Origin of the sequence: Weizmannia sp. WK01, from assembly GCF_025905465.1 — a bacterium.
Classification (GTDB): Bacteria; Bacillota; Bacilli; order Bacillales; family Bacillaceae_C; genus Weizmannia; species Weizmannia faecalis.
In genome coordinates this window covers 355,991-372,164 of the sequence record NZ_CP109616.1, presented here as the reverse complement: position 1 = coordinate 372,164, position 16,174 = coordinate 355,991, and the positions used below count along the sequence as shown (strand labels likewise).

Sequence of the window (16,174 nt, the reverse complement as noted above, 5' to 3'; positions counted from 1 at the left end):
AGAAGGAAGGAAGTCAGGGATGGCAAAAGCGCACACAAGTAAAGCGGCACACCGCGTGCAGGATCAACCGTATAAAAAACGACTGGCTTATTTTATCCTCGGCTTCGGGTGGATTTTTATCATACTTGCCGTCGCGGGTTCCATTCAATTGGGTGCATCGAATGTCGGCTATACAACTGTATGGAAAAGTTTGTTTTTTTATGATGCAAACAACCCGGCCCATGTCGTCATCCATGAATTGCGGCTGCCGCGTGCCATTGCCGCTTTATGCGTCGGTGCCGGGCTGGCCGTTTCCGGTTCGGTCATGCAGGGAATGACGCGAAATCCGCTCGCATCCCCGTCTATTTTGGGGGTAACCTCGGGATCCCTTTTTCTTATGGCGATTGCCTATGCTTTTTTTCCGGGTATTTCTTACCGGAGCCTGATTTTCGTATCTTTTGCCGGAGCCGGTTTGGGGGCGGCACTCGTTTTTTCAATTACAGCTTTATCCAGGGGCGGGAACACCACTGTAAAGCTGGCGCTTGCCGGATCGGCCGTTACTTCTCTGCTTAGCGCCTTATCTACGGCGATCGGGCTTCGTTTCAACATATCAAAAGATTTGAGCTACTGGTATGCAGGCGGCGTGAGCGGTGTGCAATCCAGCCAGCTCAAGTATGTGATTCCGGCCATCATTGCCGGTGTGATCATCGCCATTGCCATCTCGCGCGCCGTCACTATTTTAAGCCTCGGGGAGGAAATCGCAAAAGGACTCGGCCAAAACACGGTATTTGTTTACATAGCAGGCATTGTGGCCGTTCTTTTGCTGACAGGGGCGGCCGTATCCATTGCCGGAATGATCGGGTTTGTCGGATTGGTCATCCCGCACATTACCCGCTTCCTTGTCGGGTCGGATTACAGCTTGATCATCCCTTGTTCGGCGATTCTCGGCGCCCTTTTGTTGATCATTGCCGATGATGCTGCAAAAATGATCAATGCCCCTTTTGAAACACCGGTAGGCGCAGTGACCGCAATCATCGGCGTCCCGTTCTTTCTCTATTTGGCACGAAAAGAAGGGGGCGGATTGTAGTGGGAAACCGGCTTTCAACCGACAAACGGAAATTCAGCATGCTTTGCGCTATCCTACTTGTTTTGCTGGCCGTCCTCTTTTTTGCCAGCATCCGGACAGGCACGATGAATATTCCGTTTCCGCAAATATGGTCTGCCTTTTTCGGCAGTGATGTTGGCAACCAGCGGATGACCCTGTTTGAATTCCGTCTGCCCCGGATCATGCTCGCGATGCTGATTGGCGCCGGAATTGCCGTTTCAGGCGGCATTCTCCAGAGCATTTCTAGAAACCCGCTTGCAGATCCCGGCATTATCGGCGTGAATGCAGGAGCAAGCTTTTCCGTTGTGTTATATACATTCTTTTTTAAGGGCACGGCCTTTCTTGCCGAGGTAGTTTCTATTTTTGTCATGCCGTTTTTCGCATTAACCGGCGCCTTTCTTTCGGCGATCCTCGTCTATTTGCTTGCAAAAAAAGGGGGAAGCGTGGCGCCCGCCCGTCTTGTTCTGACAGGGATTGGATTAAATGCAGCTTTTAATGCGGCAACAACTGTCCTGCAAATGAAAATGGATCCCCAGGATTTCACAAAAACGCTGACCTGGATATCAGGAAGCATTTGGGCAACAAACTGGGATTATGTCCTTGTCACTTTGGTCTGGCTGGTTGTTCTGCTCCCATTTGCTATATACAAAGCCCGTTACTTGAATATTATGCGTCTGGATGAGCCGGTCATCACAGGACTCGGGGTGCCCCTTGAAAAAGAAAGACTGAAACTTCTCGGGACCGCGGTCGGGCTGGCCGGATGCTGTGTAGCGGTCGGGGGTGGCATTACGTTTCTCGGCCTGATTGCGCCCCACATTGCCCGCGGGATTATGGGGACAAAGCATGAATTTTCCCTGCCTTTAACGGCGCTGATTGGGGCAAACATTTTGCTTTTGGCCGATACAGTCGGAAGAGTCGTGATACCTTCCATGGAACTACCGGTCGGGATTGTCATTTCAATCCTCGGCGCACCATACTTTATTTATCTGCTGATACGGACAGCATAGCAAAATGCAGCTGTAGCTAGTAAAGCACACGGAAGTCCCTTATTCATTCCGTTGGAAAAATTTTGCACATACCCAGAGCGGAAAGATATTTACAATTTTTAAATTTTTCGCTACGATAACAACAGTGATAAAAAAGGAAGGCTGATTTTATGATATTCGGGCTCGATCCATCCATGTTGGCACTGTTAGTTGGTTTTGGGTTTTGTGCAGCTTTTATTGATTCTGTTGTCGGCGGGGGCGGCCTGATTGCCCTGCCTGCCCTGCTGTTTACTGGGCTTTCGCCGTCTGCAGCGGTTGCGACCAACAAACTCGCGGGGACAATGGGATCGTTTACCAGCACATTTGTATTTTACCGTTCCGGGAAACTGGATTTATCTTCCATTTATAAAATGTTTCCGCTCACGTTTTTCGGTTCGATGCTCGGCGCTTACACCGTCCATCTCATGGATCCGGATGTGTTAAAACCATTGATGCTGATCATGCTTGCCGCAGTCGGCATTTATACGGTGACGAAGAAAGACTGGGGAAAAATCATAACGTATAAAAAATTATCCGTCCGCCGGCTGATTCTGTTTACAGCACTCATTTTTTTGATCGGTTTTTACGACGGATTTCTCGGCCCAGGCACCGGTTCCTTTTTAATGTTTGCCTACCTTATGATCGGGTTTGACTTTTTAAAAGCAGCCGGAAACGCGAAGTTTTTAAATTTTGGCAGCAATATCTCAGCCCTCCTTATGTTTATTTTTTTAGGGCAGGTTCATTATGCCTACGGGATTCCGATGGGCCTTGGGCAAATCGCCGGTTCCATCATCGGCTCGCGGTTCGCGATCAAAAAGGGGAGCGGCTATGTGCGCGCGCTGTTTATCGCCGTCACATTTTTGCTGCTTGCCAAAAATACATATGATTATGTACACGCGTTTCTTTTCGGCTGACAAAAAGGATAGATGAAGGATCACGTTTTTGCCATGGTACAACCCGGGGGATGCTTTTTGTGCAGCTCGCCGGGATTTTTTATGGAGGTGTTTGAAATGAACAAGTCCTGGCTCATTGTGCTTGTTGGTGCTTTTTTCGAAGTCTTTTGGGTCATCGGGCTGAAGCATGCGGATAATTTGTTAGAATGGGCGGGCACGCTGGTTGCCATTACTGCAAGCTTTTACGCACTCATTGCGGCAAGCAAGAATTTGCCGGTCGGAACGGTATATGCCGTTTTTGTCGGGCTTGGCACTGCCGGAACGGTTTTCTCCGGAATCGTATTTTTCGGCGAACCGTTCAGTTTGATAAAAATTGTTTTGATTTTCATTCTGCTGGCGGGCATTATCGGCTTAAGGATTGTGGAAAATGAAAAAAGTAACGGGGAGGCGGATTCTTGATGGCTTGGGCTTCTCTATTCATTGCAGGGTTATGTGAAACGCTCGGCGTGGCTGCCATGAATATGGTAAACCGCCGCCGCAATCTGTCGTCTGTGCTACTCATGGTGCTTGCTTTCGGCGGAAGTTTTTTGTTTATGTCGTTTGCGATGCGGACACTGCCGATGGGCACGGCCTACGCCGTCTGGACAGGAATCGGTGCAGCAGGGGGCGCAATTGTCGGCATGTTATTTTTTGGAGAATCAAGAGACTGGCGGAGAATTGTTTTTATCACGATGATTTTAGGCGCAGCGGTCGGGCTGAAGCTGGTATCATGACCGCCACGCGGTGTTATGCATGTTTTCCTTTTAACGCCAAAATGAAAATGGTGCTGATAATCATCAGCGCACCGGCCCAGTCAAAAAAGCCGAGCGGAACATGGAGCCACACCACAGTTAAAAATGCGGCGGAAAGCGGCTCTGCTGTGGCAAGTACGGTTGTTTCTGATGCACTTAAATATTTCAGCCCTTCCAAATAGCAAAGAAAGGCAACCAGCGTTCCAAATAAAATGACAAAAGCAATCCCCGGCACCGCGGCCGGAGAAAAGTTCCCAGCTGCATGCCACGGCGGATGGATGAAACTTAAGACCGCGCCCCCGATCAGCATCCCCCAACCGACAGTTACGTCCGCACCCCATTGATGGAGAAGCTTAATTGGCTGGAGCGTGTAAAAAGCAGCGGTCAAAGCCGTTAAAATACCCCAGAAAAGTGCTTTTCCCGAAATGGACAGCGTCGTAAAACTGCCGTGTGTGACAAGCAAAAATGTTCCGGCAACTGCAAGAAAGACGGCAAATAACGTACGCCGACCAGGCATTCTCCTGAATCGGACGGCCAGAAAACATGGCACAATGACACACTCGAGGCTTTGCAAAATGGTTGCTGTTGCTGCATTGCCGTACCGGATAGCGGCAAAATAGGTGTATTGGACGCCGAGCATGCCGAAAACCGCAAAAAAAAATCAGATCTCTCCGTGAAGCCGGGTCTTTCCATACCCCTGTGACACGATTTCTTTCTCTTCCGTAACAAAATCCGAGCAAGAGCAGGCCGGATACAAGCAGCCGCATGACCGTGAGCCATTGCATATCCATTTGCAAATGCTGGAACAAATATTGCGCAATCGTACCGGATACACCCCATAGTACCGCGCCTGATAAAACAAGCGCGATTCCTTTCGCTCGTAGTGTATGCGCTTCTGTTGCAAGTTGCTGTACAACTTTTTCCAATCTATTCCCCATCTTTCTATTCTGTTTGGCTGTCTTGTGGAAATGGCGGTCCGCATCCGTGCCGGTTGCCCGGAAGATGCTTTCCATGCTGCTTGATTGTTTTTACCCGGCGCATCTTTCAAGGACCGATGCCGCGCTAGGCTTTACTGCTGTTTTACTTTCTCCCTGAATTTTTCCGGCATCATGACCATGATAACTTCCCCTGTTACGACCACTTTATCTTCCGCAAATACTTCTGTGTTGATCCGGTACTTTTTCGGATGAATCTCGGTAACGGTTCCTATTGCCTTAAGCGGCACACCAAGCGGGGTAGGGTGTTTATATTCCACTTTTAATGTGCCGGTTACAAACCGTGGCGGCTCTGTCCCGTCGCCAAGTTCGTTGCCGTTTTTCCGGAGCACATACAACGATGCGGAACCGGCGCTATGGCAGTCAATCAGCGATGCTACGATCCCTCCGTAGGCAAACCCTGGAATTCCCCCCATATATTCAGGAAGCGGCGTATAAATCGTGATGGTTTTGTCCCCCAGCCAGCCCGTGCGAAAATGATGGCCTTTTTCATTCAGCCGCCCGCAGCCGTAACAAGTTGCAAATGAATCGGGATAGTAATCCTGAACTGCCTTTGTAACACTTTCCTCCATTTCCTCACCCCTTTTTTATTCTATTTAAAATTATAATACATTTTGCACGAAATTTTAACAGCTGTATTTTTAGAAAGTTTTGCCATATAAAAAGCACCGGCAAACAGATGTCCGGTGAAAATCTTTTTTTACTTATAAATTTTCCAGTTGCTGTTTTATTTTTTCCACTTCTCTCTGGCTCAGGCCAGTTTTTTCCACAATTAATTGAAGCTCCATACCCTCTTGCAACATTTTGATGGCAATTGGAATCGTTTGCAACATTTCTTTTCTCTCTTCTTCTCTTCCCTTCTCTACTCCTATTTCAATTCCTTCCTCTTTCCCCTTCTTATACCCGCGGTCAAAATAGGAATTCGGCAGCTTCAATACTTGCTCTGCCTCGTCATAACTCGGGTTCAAGGCTTTTCCCCTTCTATCTGCCTTTTGATCTTCATGATCTCGTCTTCACTCAAGCCGGATCCCTGGGCAATGACCTTCACATCCACTTGATTTTTTAGAAAATTGATAATCAATCGTTCTCTTTCTTTTTCTCTGCCTTCCTCTTTCCCCTTCTTATACCCGCGGTCAAAGTAAGAATTTGGCAAGTCCAGGACAACTTCTTTTCCATCCACACCAGGCAGCCTGACTTCCATCTTATGAATGCTCCAATTGTTGTTTTATTTTTTCCACTTCTCTCTGGCTCAGGCCAGTTTTTTCCACAATTAATTGAAGCTTCATACCCTCCTGCAACATTTTGATGGCAATTGGAATCGTTTGTAGCAATTCTTTTCTTTCTTCTTCCCTTCCTTCTTCTCTGCCTTCCTCTTTCCCCTTCTTATACCCGCGGTCAAAATAGGAATTCGGCAGCTTCAATACTTGCTCTGCTTCGTCTGGATCCAGCATTTTAATGTTTTCCATTACTTCCGCCTCCTCTTTTTCGTTCAATTTTAAATAATAATCAAAGAAACCGTGTAACAGCCTCATTTTTGCAGGGTCAAGTTCCATCCGGGCCAGCATCCGCAGAAACTCCAGTTTGACCTGCACCCGTTCTTTTTCTGTATACCCCATTTTGCTTAATAATGCCGCGGCAACAGGGTTGTTGCTCCGGATATAATTTCTCCAATTTTGTTTCATCAGATGAATGGATAAATAGTGAAAACGAAGAATTTCAATGTTGTGGAACGCAAAGGTGTACGTATCAGGGGTTTCTGTTTTCTCCTCGTAACTAAAAACGGCAATCGGCAATACCGGTTTCCGGTGCCGGAGACTGATCATCATGTAGTAACGAAACATGCGTTCAGGAAAAGGTTTCTCGTAATACGACTGCGGCTCTACATGGATGAGAATCACGGTATCTTTGCCTTTTACCTTCGTTTCGGCAAGGATGTCAACCCGTTTTTGCTCACCGCCCGGAAAGTCCGTAAACTGTTCCTGCGACAAAAACCGCACCCGGCGGTAGTCGAGATCCGCTGACACATCCGGGAAAAACGCCTCCATAAACTCCTGAAAAAAGTTTTGGATCAGCTCCTTAAAAAAACGATCATGCACGTGATAACCGGCATGTTTTTCCATTACAAGTTCCAAAGGCAGCACTCCTTTTCTTATTTTTCAGTTTTATTATAAAGGACAAACGTTCGTTTTTCAAGTGGTGGGCACACTATTTTTTCAAATTTCATCTGCCATGCCCTCAGAACAGGAGGGGCAGACGCAAAACCATCATTCTATCTGCATGCTAACTTTTTCCTTCCGGGAAGCCCTGATGTAAAATAGAGATACAAAATTCATCTTAACTGCTTTGCCATACAAATTTACCCTACGTTCACTCTATACAGCAGAACAGGAAGTGGTGAACATGTCTGCCATTTTATTCTGGTTTATTTTATGCGGCCTGCTGACGGGATTCGTCCTTTTCCGTAAGCGCCCTTTACCGCAAGCACACGGCACAGCCGGGCGGGAAAAGATATCCGTTATTATTCCGGCAAGAAATGAAGAAAACACCCTGCCTGCCCTGTTGGATTCTTTAAACAAGCAAACAACCAAACCCGGTGAAATCATTGTGGTGGACGACCATTCCGAAGACAAAACAAAAGAAACAGCAGAAAAATTCGGTGTCACCGTCGTTTCTGCGCCTGATCTTCCGGATGGATGGACCGGAAAAACGTGGGCCGTCTGGAACGGTTACGTGAAATCCACCGGGGATCTGCTTATCTTTCTCGATGCCGACATCCGCCTTGCTGAACACGCCATCAGCTCTCTTGTTACAGCACAAAAACAGCAGGGAGGCGCCATCTCTGTCGTTCCATACCATCTTACTGAAAAATTTTATGAGAAACTGGCAATGGTTCTGAACCTGCTCGGGATTTTCTCATTCACCTCGCCGTTTGAGCGCCTAAACCGACAAAAAGGGCTTTATGGTGCCTGTATTTGTGTATCAAGAGAAGATTATGACAAAATTGGCGGGCACGGGAATATCCGCGCTGAAATGCTGGACGACCTGAACTTAGGCGCCCGTTTTCAACAGGCTGGCATTCCGGTCACCAATTTTACCGGAAGCGGGCTCGTCTTCTTCCACATGTATCCCGGCGGTTTCAGCCATGAGCTGCAAGGATTTGCAAAAGGGGCGGTGTTAAGCACATCAGCCATTCATCCTTTTACAATTGCGGCTGTAGTTTTCTGGATTCTCGGTCTGCTCATATCCGAGCTCGGCTGCTTCTCCGGCATCCCTTACTTTGTTGCGGGGTATTTGCTGTATGCCGCCCAAATCTATTATTTTAACCGGCATACGGGAAACTTTGGCATCCTGCATCCTTTATTTCACTTTTTATCGATGATTTTTTTCCTGGTTGTCATCCTGTATTCCCTTTATCAGTCCCATTTTCGTAAAAAAGTGCTTTGGAAAGGCAGATACATTGATGTGGGAAGGGGGCAAAACAAATGACTTTTTTATTATCAGCACTTTGTTTTCTTTCCGGTTCGCTGATGTTTTCTTACTGGATCGGCTTGTTATTAAACGTCAATATTCGCAAAACCGGGGACGGAAACCCTGGTGCAGCAAACCTTTGGAAAAAAGCCGGTTACAAATTTGGGCTGCTTGGCATTGCGGGTGACTTCGGCAAAGGTTTTCTTCCAGTTTGGCTGATCATAAAATCGGGGGCGGTCCCATCGCACAAGGCGTTGATTCCCATTGCCCTGGCACCGATTGCCGGGCATGCCTTTTCCCCTTTTTTAAAGGGAAACGGTGGAAAAGGCCTTGCCGTAAGCTTCGGCGTATGGAGCGCATTGACCAAATTTCGCATATCCCTCACTTATGCCGTTATTCTTGCATGCTTTTATGTCCTAGCAAAGGTGGTGAAAAAAGGCAAAAAAACAACCAGCAGTGAAGACAGCCTGCAAACGACAACCGGATTCCTGCTGCTATCCCTCTTTCTCATTTTTCAAAAATATCCTCGTTTTCTCTTATGGATCTGGCTGGGCAACTTCATCATCCTGCTGTGGAAAAATAAAAAAGCGCTCATGCGTTTGAAAAAGGAAAAGCATTTCACCACGTAATTGGGGCTTGCTGAACGAATCCAATTCTGAGTTTGCACCCTATTTGTCCGTAAACGCTGTCTAAAAATATCTCGTTTGTATTGGCTTTTGAATGCAAGTTTTTCCCTAAATTGGTTGTAAACCCCTTGCATTTAAATTTTTGCCAAATCCGTCAGCATCCTTGCCAAATCTAGAAATTTTGCTTATTCAGCAAGCCCTAGTTGGCATGCAAAAAGCGGGAATCACTCCCGCTTTTTTGCTAGTGCCATCCATCAGATCTTTTTTTGCCGTTTTCTTTCCGAAAATATTTTTTCACCGTGCTGCAAACTGTGTTCTAGACAGATTACAGCTCATCAAATCCGTTCAAATCGCTCACTTTTGTATAAGAACGGGACTTTTGTTCAAAGAAATCCGTTTTGGTTGCATCGAAATTATCAGCATAGGCGCGAATCCATTTCATCGGATTTTCAACATGTTCCGGGTACAGCTCGCTTAATCCGATCATGCGCAGCATTTTATTGGCACGGTATTTAATAAAACCTGCCATTTCCTCAAGATCGATCCCTTCCACGTCCTGGAGCACGTATTCCGACCACTCGGTTTCCAAGTCAACGGACTCGCGGAACCGGGCATATACCCAATCGGAAAAGGCCGGCGTGTTCAATTCCGGATGTTCGGAAAGCACCGCGCGGATCAGTTCCGAAATAAAGCGCCCGTGTTCCAGCTCATCGCGGTTAATATAACTGATCATCGTCGATGTGCCGACCATTTTGTTCTGCCGCGCCAGATTATAAAAGAAAGCAAAACCGGAATAAAAGAACAACCCTTCCAGCAGTGTCGAATACACGAGCGTTTTCACAATATCTTCCACATCCGGCTGCTGGGCAAACGCATTGTATTGCTCCATTAGCTTTTTGTTCCGCTTTAGTAGCACCGGATCTTTTCGCCCAATTTCAAACGCTTCATTTTGTTTATCAAGGGACACGACGGACGATAAAATATAAGAATAACTCTCATTGTGGACAGCTTCCTGCTGGGCAATCACCGCCAAAATCGATTGGACGGACGGATCGGTCGCATACAGTGAAGCAAGCAAAATCGTCCTCGTTTGTGAAGAATCGAGCGTTGCCAGCAGGCTGATGATTTTCAAAAACGTTTCCTGCTCTTTTTCCGATAACAGCGGGAATTGTTTCACATCTGTTGACATATTCACTTCATCCGACTGCCAGTAATTCCCCAACAATCGTTTATACGTCTTGTACCAGTGCGGATAAGCAAGATCATTCCAGTTTAAAATTCCGCTTGACTTTCCTCCGAATAAGGCAGTCGCTTTATTCGGGTGAACCGGATCCAACGTTTTCGCTTTTTCCAGCAAAGCGTTTGACATCTTCCAGCACTCCTTCTATCCATTTTTCCACTTCTTTTTCCTGGCTTCCCCTCGGAGACTGTTCAATTTTTAACGGTTCCCATGGGCTGTTGTAAAATTTCGCAAGTTTGCGGGCGGCCAGGCAGAATAAATCATCACCGCCAAATTGCGTTTCCCCCGTTCCAAACACAGCGACATTGGGAGGTTTCCAGCCAATTTCCAGAACAAAATCCTTCACTTCTTCAGGCGTGGCGCCCCGTTCCCATGTGAAAGTTCCGACCAGGATCAAATCATAGTCGCGCGGCGAAAACGGCGGGGAAATGCCGATTTCGTGCATGTCCACCGCCATCCCGCGCGCCCTGCACCAGGATGCCAGCAGTTCCGCCGTTTCTTTTGTATTGCCACTATAGGATAAGTACGCAATCAGCACTTTCAACTTTGGCACCACTCGCATTCTTCCACTTCATTGGAGGTCGAGCGCACATAATAGGTCGTTTTCAAGCCGGACTTCCAAGCTTGCAGATGGAGATCAAGCAACACTTGCGCGCGGATATTGTACGGCACATAAAAATTGAAAGAGATGCTCTGGTCAATATGTTTTTGCCTTGCCGCATTCTGCCGGACGGACCATCTTTGGTCAAGTTTATAAGCCGAACGGCGGTAAATGTTGTACGTCCGGTGGTCTAAATCAGGCGCTGTAACCGGAAATCTGTAATCCTTTTTTTCTTCCATATAATAAGGCTGGAAAACCGGGTCAATGCTTGCTGTCGAGCCGGCAATAATCGAAGTGGTCGCATTCGGTGCAACCGCCATTAAATATCCGTTCCGCAAGCCGTATTTTTTCACTTCTTCAGCAAGCGCCAACCAGCGTTCACTTGTGTAGCCTTTACCGGTAAAATAAGCGCCGGTGCTCCACTTGCTGCCTGGAAATGCCGGATAGCTGCCTTTTTCCCTGGCTAATTCCATGCTGCTTTTAATCGCATAGTAGGCAATGTTTTCGTACAGTTTATCCGCATATTCGACGGCTGCTTCCGTTTCCCATTCAATTCCCTCAAGTGCCAGCAAATGATGCCAGCCAAACGTGCCAAGCCCGACCGCACGGTACTTTTTGTTCGTGATTTGCACTTGTTTAATGGGCAACGTATTGACATCAATCACATGATCGAGCATGCGGACCTGGATGCGGATAAGCCGTTCGAGCACCCCGTCCGGGACAGCTTTCCCAAGATTGATGGAACTCAAGTTACAGACGACATAATCCCCGGAACGGTATTTCTTTACGATCACATTTTCTTCTTTGATCCATTCTTCAATCAGCTCAGTCGGGGACTGGTTCTGGGCAATTTCCGTGCATAAATTGGAGCAGTAAATGATCCCTTTGTGGCTGTTCGGGTTTTGCCGGTTCACTTCATCGCGGTAAAACATAAACGGCGCTCCTGTTTCAAGTTGCGATCTCATGATGCGCTTCATAATCTCGATCGCCGGAACTTTCCTTTTCGAACGGAGATCGGCATGGATGCACGCCTCATATTTTTCACGCCAGCTCCCTTTTCCCTTCTCTTCATCGTAAAAATCTTCAAGAGCAAACCCCATGACTTCTTTTACTTCATGCGGATCAAAAACATACCAGTCCCCGCGCTTTTCCACCTGTTCCATAAAATAATCTGGGATGCACACGCCTGTATAAATATCGCGGGCACGGAGCCGGTCATCGCCGTTATTTAACTTCAAATCGAGAAAATCTTCAATGTCGCGGTGCCACACATCGAGGTAGACGGTAATGGCGCCTTTTCTTGTCCCGAGCTGGTCAACGCTCACTGCCGTGTTGTTCAGTTGTTTGATCCACGGCACCACACCACTCGACATGCCCGGGAAACCTTTAATCGCGCTTCCCCGTCCACGGATTTTTCCCATATACACACCGATCCCGCCGCCGTTTTTCGAAAGCTGGGCGATGTCGGTGTTACTGTCATAGATTGATTGCAGGCTGTCCGCCACTGTATCAATGAAACAACTCGAGAGCTGGCCATGCGTTTTGCCCGCATTCGCGAGCGTCGGGGTTGCGACCGTCATGTACAGATTGCTGAGTGCCCAGTACGCTTCCTTCACATGTTCCATCCGGGTTTCCTGCTGTTCATCCTGCATCAGGTACATCGCAATCACCATCCAGCGCTCTTGCGGCAGTTCATAGACATGCTTTTCAAAATCACTTGCCAGATAACGGGTTACGAGCGTATAGAGGCCGGGATACGTAAAAAGCAAATCCTTCTCCGGGTCGATTAGGCGGCCGAGCGTTTCTATTTCCTGCTTTGTATATTTGTCAAGCAGTTTTGGAGAATAAATGCCTTTTTCTACCAGCTGCCTGATCAAATCATAGAAAGACCCGTACTTGAGGGTTGGATCATAATGCCGGTTTTTGGCGGCTTCGGCATAAAGCTTATGTAAGTAAATTCTCGCTGCAAAGAATGTCCAGGTCGCACCTGCTTCATCGATATTTTCAAGGGCATGTTTAATAAGTAGATCTGTTTTTTCCACCAAAGAGGCATCCTGGTCCCATAACTTTAAAATCTTTTCCTTATAAGCGCCGGTTTCAATCTCCAGGCCTGCAGACATTTGATCAATGAGCTGCAAAATCATTTCTTTTGATTCCAGTTGAATAGATATCACGTTTTCTCCTCCCTTTTTTGAACGCAAAAAAACCGTTCATTTCAGGGGGATGAACGGCAAAAACGGCAGAAAAACAGCATCCGTGATCATCTGTTCCGCCGTTTCCCGTTCCCGCACCCCGAAGAATAGAAACTTCGAGTATTGGCAGGTCTCCTGGCTTGTGTTTCATTCTAATGAAGCCCTTCCCATACCGCCGCCAAAAAAAGCAGCCGGTACAGTGGTTCGCTCTTTCGTCCACACTGACAGTTGCGGGGGCAGCTCCGGTTTCCCACCGGATTCCCTTTTCAGGCATTTCAAAGCCACCAATACTCGCATACTATATTTAGTATTTTTTTGTTTTAGAATTTCTATATGTTGTTATCCTACCATATTCGACAAAAGATATCAATCCTCAGTTACGTTGAATATGTTTCAAGTTTGTCCGTAAAAAGATGCCGAATACGGAGCAGCCTTCTTCGCCTTTTTCCTAATGGAATGGATTTTCACAGTCCGTTATCCATTTTAGACGATTGAGGGAGCAGGTACAATACATCGGTTTGACTTTACCCATTAAATTTCCCCTCCACACATGACATTACAAAAAACCAGAAGCACAATGGCAAAAATTTTAAGCGTTTCCTTCTCATATTCATAGGGGCGCTCTTCGTAAAGCACTGGTGAAAATGTGGGCTGCTGCCTTCACATAGAACCCGGCTACGTTAAGGGAGCATGGAAAAACGAAGGTCTTTCTTCACATAGAGCCCGGCTATGTTAAGAAAGCGTGGAAAAATGAAGGGCTTTCTTCACATAGAGCCCATCTACGGATTAAGTCCGTATAATTGTGTAAAAAGAAGGAGTCATTTTATCAACTCTTGGCAACACTGTTTTCAACGACAATAAACAATGAAAAGAGGAGATAAAATGACTCACTTACAGTTTAACCTAAATTTGGATGTTTTAAAAGAAGCCATCATGACTTCAGATCTTGACGCGGTAATTAAATCAGCGGTTGTCCTCGTGTTAAACGAGTTTATGGAAAAGGAAAGGGATGACTATTTAAAAACGAGCCCTTATGAACGCGCTGTTGAACGCCGGGATTACCGGAACGGTTACTATGAACGCGAGCTGTTGATGAGCATCGGCAATGTTACATTAAAAGTTCCCCGGACACGTAATGGCGAATTCTCAACTACCTTATTTGAAAAGTATGCCAGATGTGACCAAGCTTTCGTCCTTTCTATGTTGGAGATGGTCATCAATGGCGTCTCTACCCGTAAGGTCACAAATGTCGTAGAACAGCTTTGCGGTAAGAATGTATCCAAGTCGTTTGTCTCTTCCCTTACGCAAAAACTGGATCCCATTGTGAATGCTTGGGCCGAGAGACCGTTGAATACAACCTACTACCCTTATGTGTTTGTGGACGCCATGTATATAAAAGTACGGGAGCACCATAAGGTCATATCAAAGGCTGTTTATATTGCGACTGCCATTACAGAGAAGAATACACGTGAAATACTGGGTTTAAGCGTTGACCATGCAGAAAGTTTGGAGAGTTGGAGTTCATTTTTTAAACAACTTAAATCACGTGGACTCCAATCACCAAAACTCGTTATTTCCGATGCTCACATGGGCCTTCAGAAAGCAATACAACGGGAATTCATTGGCACTGCTTGGCAAAGGTGCAATGTTCATTTTAAACGCAATATCATTGAAAAACTGCCCAAAAAAGATACTGCAGAAATCCGGGTGATGATTAAGCGCGTGTTTGAGGCCGTTACGATTGAGGACATACGCAAGTTTAAAGATGAATTAATAAACAAATTTGGTACAGAAGCAAGATTTGAAAAAGCCCTGGCCATTTTAGATGAAGGTTTTGAAGATACTATCCAATACATGAACTTTCCTGAGAATATTCGTATGCACATACGGAGTACTAATTCCCTCGAGCGGCTTAACCAAGAGGTTCGTAGAAGGGAAAGGGTCATTCGCATTTTTCCTAATACCCAATCTGCTTTTCGTTTGGTTGGTGCCGTTTTAATGCAGTATCAAGATACAGAATACTCGAAGAGGAAGTCACTTATGGGAAAGAATAGTTAGCAGCATTTTCAGCTTAACTTCCATCATGGATGATTTCATCTCCGGGAAGGGATGTCAAATTGAAAGGCATTTGACATCCCTTCCCGGAGATGAAGAAAAAAATCCATGGAAGTTAAGCCGAAAAAATGAAAGGGTGGTTGAAAACATTTGCCCATAAATTTACACAATAACCTGGACTTGACTCATCTACGTTAAGGAAGAACGGAAAAATGAAGATCTTCCTTCACATAGGGCGCGGCTATGTTAAGGAAGCTTGAAAAAACGGAGGTCTTCCTTTACATAGAGGGCGGCTACGTTAAGGAAACACGGAAAATTGACGGCCTTCCTTTACATAGAGTGCGGCTACGTTAAGAAAGCTTGAAAAAATGACGGCCTTCCTTCACATAGAGCCCGGCTACGTTAAGAAAGCTTGCAAAATTGACGGCCTTCCTTCACATAGAGCCCAGCTACGTTAAGGAAGAATGCAAAAACGACGGCCTTCCTTCACATAGAGCCCGCCTACGTTAAGAAAGCATGCAAAAACGGAGGTCTTCCTTCACATAGAACCCGGCTATGTTAAGGAAGCTTGCAAAATTGACGGCCTTCCTTCACGTAGAACCGGCTACGTTAAGAAAGCATGCAAAAACGACGGCCTTCCTTCACATAGAACCCGGCTACGTTAAGAAAGCATGCAAAAACGACGGCCTTCCTTCACATAGAGCCCAGCTACGTTAAGGAAGCACGAAATAACGAAGATCTTCCTGTTAAGGAAGCTTGAAAAAAACGGAGGCCTTCCTTCACATAGAACCTGTCTACGTTATAGAGGCAATCCCGATTAGCCCGTTATTCCCGCCCCTTTCAAGCAGCAGTTGCAAAAATGAAAAAGTTGATCCAACAACCGCGACCTTTCTGGGCTGATTCGTATACGTCTTTCAGGTTGCAAAAAAAGAAAAGGTTGGGACCAACAACTGGCCTCAACCTTATCCTTTTTTAATTCGTCTTCACTGCTTGAACTTGATAGCCTGTTTTTTCAACGATTTCTTTCAATTCATCTGCCGAAACCTTTGCCTCGTCAAAATCCACTTTTGCTTTGCTGGCGTTGAAAAGTACTTTCACATTTTCCACACCTTCCACTTTGTCCAGCGCGCCTTCTATTTTTTTCATACAAGACGGACAGGTTAACGTTTCTAATTGCATCACGGCTTTTTTCATTCCGTTTCCC

16 protein-coding genes, 1 pseudogene and 1 riboswitch are annotated in these 16,174 nt (G+C 46.3%); of the genes and pseudogenes, 8 read left to right on the top strand and 9 right to left on the bottom strand.

What is annotated here, in order from left to right; genetic code table 11:
• The first annotated feature begins 19 nt into the window (after positions 1–19).
• The 5 genes from OF158_RS01910 to OF158_RS01890 all read left to right on the top strand — a co-directional run bounded on the left by OF158_RS01910 (position 20) and on the right by OF158_RS01890 (position 3,775).
• The gene (locus tag OF158_RS01910; protein WP_035182715.1) at positions 20–1,066 is read left to right on the top strand and encodes a FecCD family ABC transporter permease; all 1,047 of its coding nucleotides are present in this window, start codon (positions 20–22) and stop codon (positions 1,064–1,066) included.
• A complete protein-coding gene (locus tag OF158_RS01905; RefSeq protein WP_035182718.1) occupies positions 1,066–2,091 on the top strand; it encodes a FecCD family ABC transporter permease in 1,026 nt (341 codons plus the stop codon). The genes OF158_RS01910 and OF158_RS01905 overlap by 1 nt, the downstream gene beginning before the upstream one ends.
• A gap of 149 nt (positions 2,092–2,240) precedes the next feature.
• On the top strand, positions 2,241–3,023 hold the full coding sequence (locus tag OF158_RS01900; RefSeq protein ID WP_035182721.1) for a TSUP family transporter: 783 nt from the start codon (positions 2,241–2,243) through the stop codon (positions 3,021–3,023).
• A gap of 96 nt (positions 3,024–3,119) precedes the next feature.
• Positions 3,120–3,461, top strand: a complete 342-nt coding sequence (locus OF158_RS01895) for a DMT family transporter (RefSeq protein ID WP_043052598.1) — start codon at positions 3,120–3,122, stop codon at positions 3,459–3,461.
• The gene (locus tag OF158_RS01890; protein ID WP_035182725.1) at positions 3,461–3,775 is read left to right on the top strand and encodes a DMT family transporter; all 315 of its coding nucleotides are present in this window, start codon (positions 3,461–3,463) and stop codon (positions 3,773–3,775) included. The genes OF158_RS01895 and OF158_RS01890 overlap by 1 nt, the downstream gene beginning before the upstream one ends.
• Positions 3,776–3,788: 13 nt before the next feature.
• Here the strand turns inward: OF158_RS01890 and OF158_RS01885 are convergent.
• From OF158_RS01885 to OF158_RS01865, 5 genes and pseudogenes are all read right to left on the bottom strand, one after another.
• Positions 3,789–4,731 (bottom strand): annotated as a pseudogene (locus OF158_RS01885) (DMT family transporter).
• A 131-nt stretch (positions 4,732–4,862) separates the two neighbouring features.
• Entirely contained in the window at positions 4,863–5,360 is a 498-nt protein-coding gene (locus OF158_RS01880) for a PaaI family thioesterase (protein ID WP_014096383.1), read from the bottom strand.
• 132 nt (positions 5,361–5,492) lie between these two features.
• Positions 5,493–5,756: a hypothetical protein gene (locus OF158_RS01875; RefSeq protein WP_014096384.1), complete on the bottom strand. Its 264-nt coding sequence runs from the start codon at positions 5,754–5,756 to the stop codon at positions 5,493–5,495.
• Positions 5,753–5,989 carry a hypothetical protein gene (locus OF158_RS01870; RefSeq protein ID WP_014096385.1) on the bottom strand — a complete coding sequence of 79 codons (237 nt, stop codon included), beginning with the start codon at positions 5,987–5,989 and terminating at the stop codon, positions 5,753–5,755. Before OF158_RS01870 ends, OF158_RS01875 begins: the two co-directional genes overlap by 4 nt.
• A 1-nt stretch (position 5,990) precedes the next feature.
• The gene (locus OF158_RS01865) at positions 5,991–6,920 is read right to left on the bottom strand and encodes an RpnC/YadD family protein (RefSeq protein ID WP_048339797.1); all 930 of its coding nucleotides are present in this window, start codon (positions 6,918–6,920) and stop codon (positions 5,991–5,993) included.
• Positions 6,921–7,188: 268 nt separating this feature from the next.
• Here OF158_RS01865 and OF158_RS01860 point away from each other — a divergent pair, with 268 nt between their 5' ends.
• Both OF158_RS01860 and OF158_RS01855 read left to right on the top strand, forming a co-directional pair.
• Complete coding sequence (locus OF158_RS01860) at positions 7,189–8,274, top strand: glycosyltransferase family 2 protein (protein WP_014096387.1); 1,086 nt, start codon at positions 7,189–7,191, stop codon at positions 8,272–8,274.
• Entirely contained in the window at positions 8,271–8,885 is a 615-nt protein-coding gene (locus OF158_RS01855; protein ID WP_014096388.1) for a glycerol-3-phosphate acyltransferase, read from the top strand. The genes OF158_RS01860 and OF158_RS01855 overlap by 4 nt, the downstream gene beginning before the upstream one ends.
• A 322-nt stretch (positions 8,886–9,207) precedes the next feature.
• Here OF158_RS01855 and OF158_RS01850 read toward each other — a convergent pair whose 3' ends face one another.
• The 3 genes from OF158_RS01850 to OF158_RS01840 are packed head-to-tail and all read right to left on the bottom strand — an operon-like array spanning position 9,208 to position 12,897.
• Entirely contained in the window at positions 9,208–10,251 is a 1,044-nt protein-coding gene (locus tag OF158_RS01850) for a ribonucleotide-diphosphate reductase subunit beta (RefSeq protein WP_035182730.1), read from the bottom strand.
• Positions 10,196–10,678: a flavodoxin gene (locus tag OF158_RS01845; protein ID WP_014096390.1), complete on the bottom strand. Its 483-nt coding sequence runs from the start codon at positions 10,676–10,678 to the stop codon at positions 10,196–10,198. Before OF158_RS01845 ends, OF158_RS01850 begins: the two co-directional genes overlap by 56 nt.
• On the bottom strand, positions 10,663–12,897 hold the full coding sequence (locus OF158_RS01840) for a ribonucleoside-diphosphate reductase subunit alpha (protein WP_017550091.1): 2,235 nt from the start codon (positions 12,895–12,897) through the stop codon (positions 10,663–10,665). Before OF158_RS01840 ends, OF158_RS01845 begins: the two co-directional genes overlap by 16 nt.
• A 125-nt stretch (positions 12,898–13,022) precedes the next feature.
• Positions 13,023–13,219, bottom strand: a riboswitch (cobalamin riboswitch).
• Between the two features lie 578 nt (positions 13,220–13,797).
• On the opposite strand from OF158_RS01840, the gene OF158_RS01835 reads away from it, so the two are divergent.
• On the top strand, positions 13,798–14,973 hold the full coding sequence (locus tag OF158_RS01835) for an IS256 family transposase (RefSeq protein ID WP_017551449.1): 1,176 nt from the start codon (positions 13,798–13,800) through the stop codon (positions 14,971–14,973).
• Positions 14,974–15,942: 969 nt separating this feature from the next.
• Here the strand turns inward: OF158_RS01835 and OF158_RS01830 are convergent.
• Positions 15,943–16,164 carry a heavy-metal-associated domain-containing protein gene (locus tag OF158_RS01830; protein WP_014096394.1) on the bottom strand — a complete coding sequence of 74 codons (222 nt, stop codon included), beginning with the start codon at positions 16,162–16,164 and terminating at the stop codon, positions 15,943–15,945.
• Between the last annotated feature and the right edge of the window lie 10 nt (positions 16,165–16,174).

Coding starts and splice junctions, on each gene's coding strand:
- OF158_RS01910 (WP_035182715.1), top strand. CDS start 20: ATGGCAAAAGCGCACACAAGTAAAGCGGCACACCGCGTGCAGGATCAA.
- OF158_RS01900 (WP_035182721.1), top strand. CDS start 2,241: ATGATATTCGGGCTCGATCCATCCATGTTGGCACTGTTAGTTGGTTTT.
- OF158_RS01895 (WP_043052598.1), top strand. CDS start 3,120: ATGAACAAGTCCTGGCTCATTGTGCTTGTTGGTGCTTTTTTCGAAGTC.
- OF158_RS01890 (WP_035182725.1), top strand. CDS start 3,461: ATGGCTTGGGCTTCTCTATTCATTGCAGGGTTATGTGAAACGCTCGGC.
- OF158_RS01880 (WP_014096383.1), bottom strand. CDS start 5,360: ATGGAGGAAAGTGTTACAAAGGCAGTTCAGGATTACTATCCCGATTCA.
- OF158_RS01870 (WP_014096385.1), bottom strand. CDS start 5,989: ATGGAAGTCAGGCTGCCTGGTGTGGATGGAAAAGAAGTTGTCCTGGAC.
- OF158_RS01860 (WP_014096387.1), top strand. CDS start 7,189: ATGTCTGCCATTTTATTCTGGTTTATTTTATGCGGCCTGCTGACGGGA.
- OF158_RS01855 (WP_014096388.1), top strand. CDS start 8,271: ATGACTTTTTTATTATCAGCACTTTGTTTTCTTTCCGGTTCGCTGATG.
- OF158_RS01850 (WP_035182730.1), bottom strand. CDS start 10,251: ATGTCAAACGCTTTGCTGGAAAAAGCGAAAACGTTGGATCCGGTTCAC.
- OF158_RS01835 (WP_017551449.1), top strand. CDS start 13,798: ATGACTCACTTACAGTTTAACCTAAATTTGGATGTTTTAAAAGAAGCC.
- OF158_RS01830 (WP_014096394.1), bottom strand. CDS start 16,164: ATGAAAAAAGCCGTGATGCAATTAGAAACGTTAACCTGTCCGTCTTGT.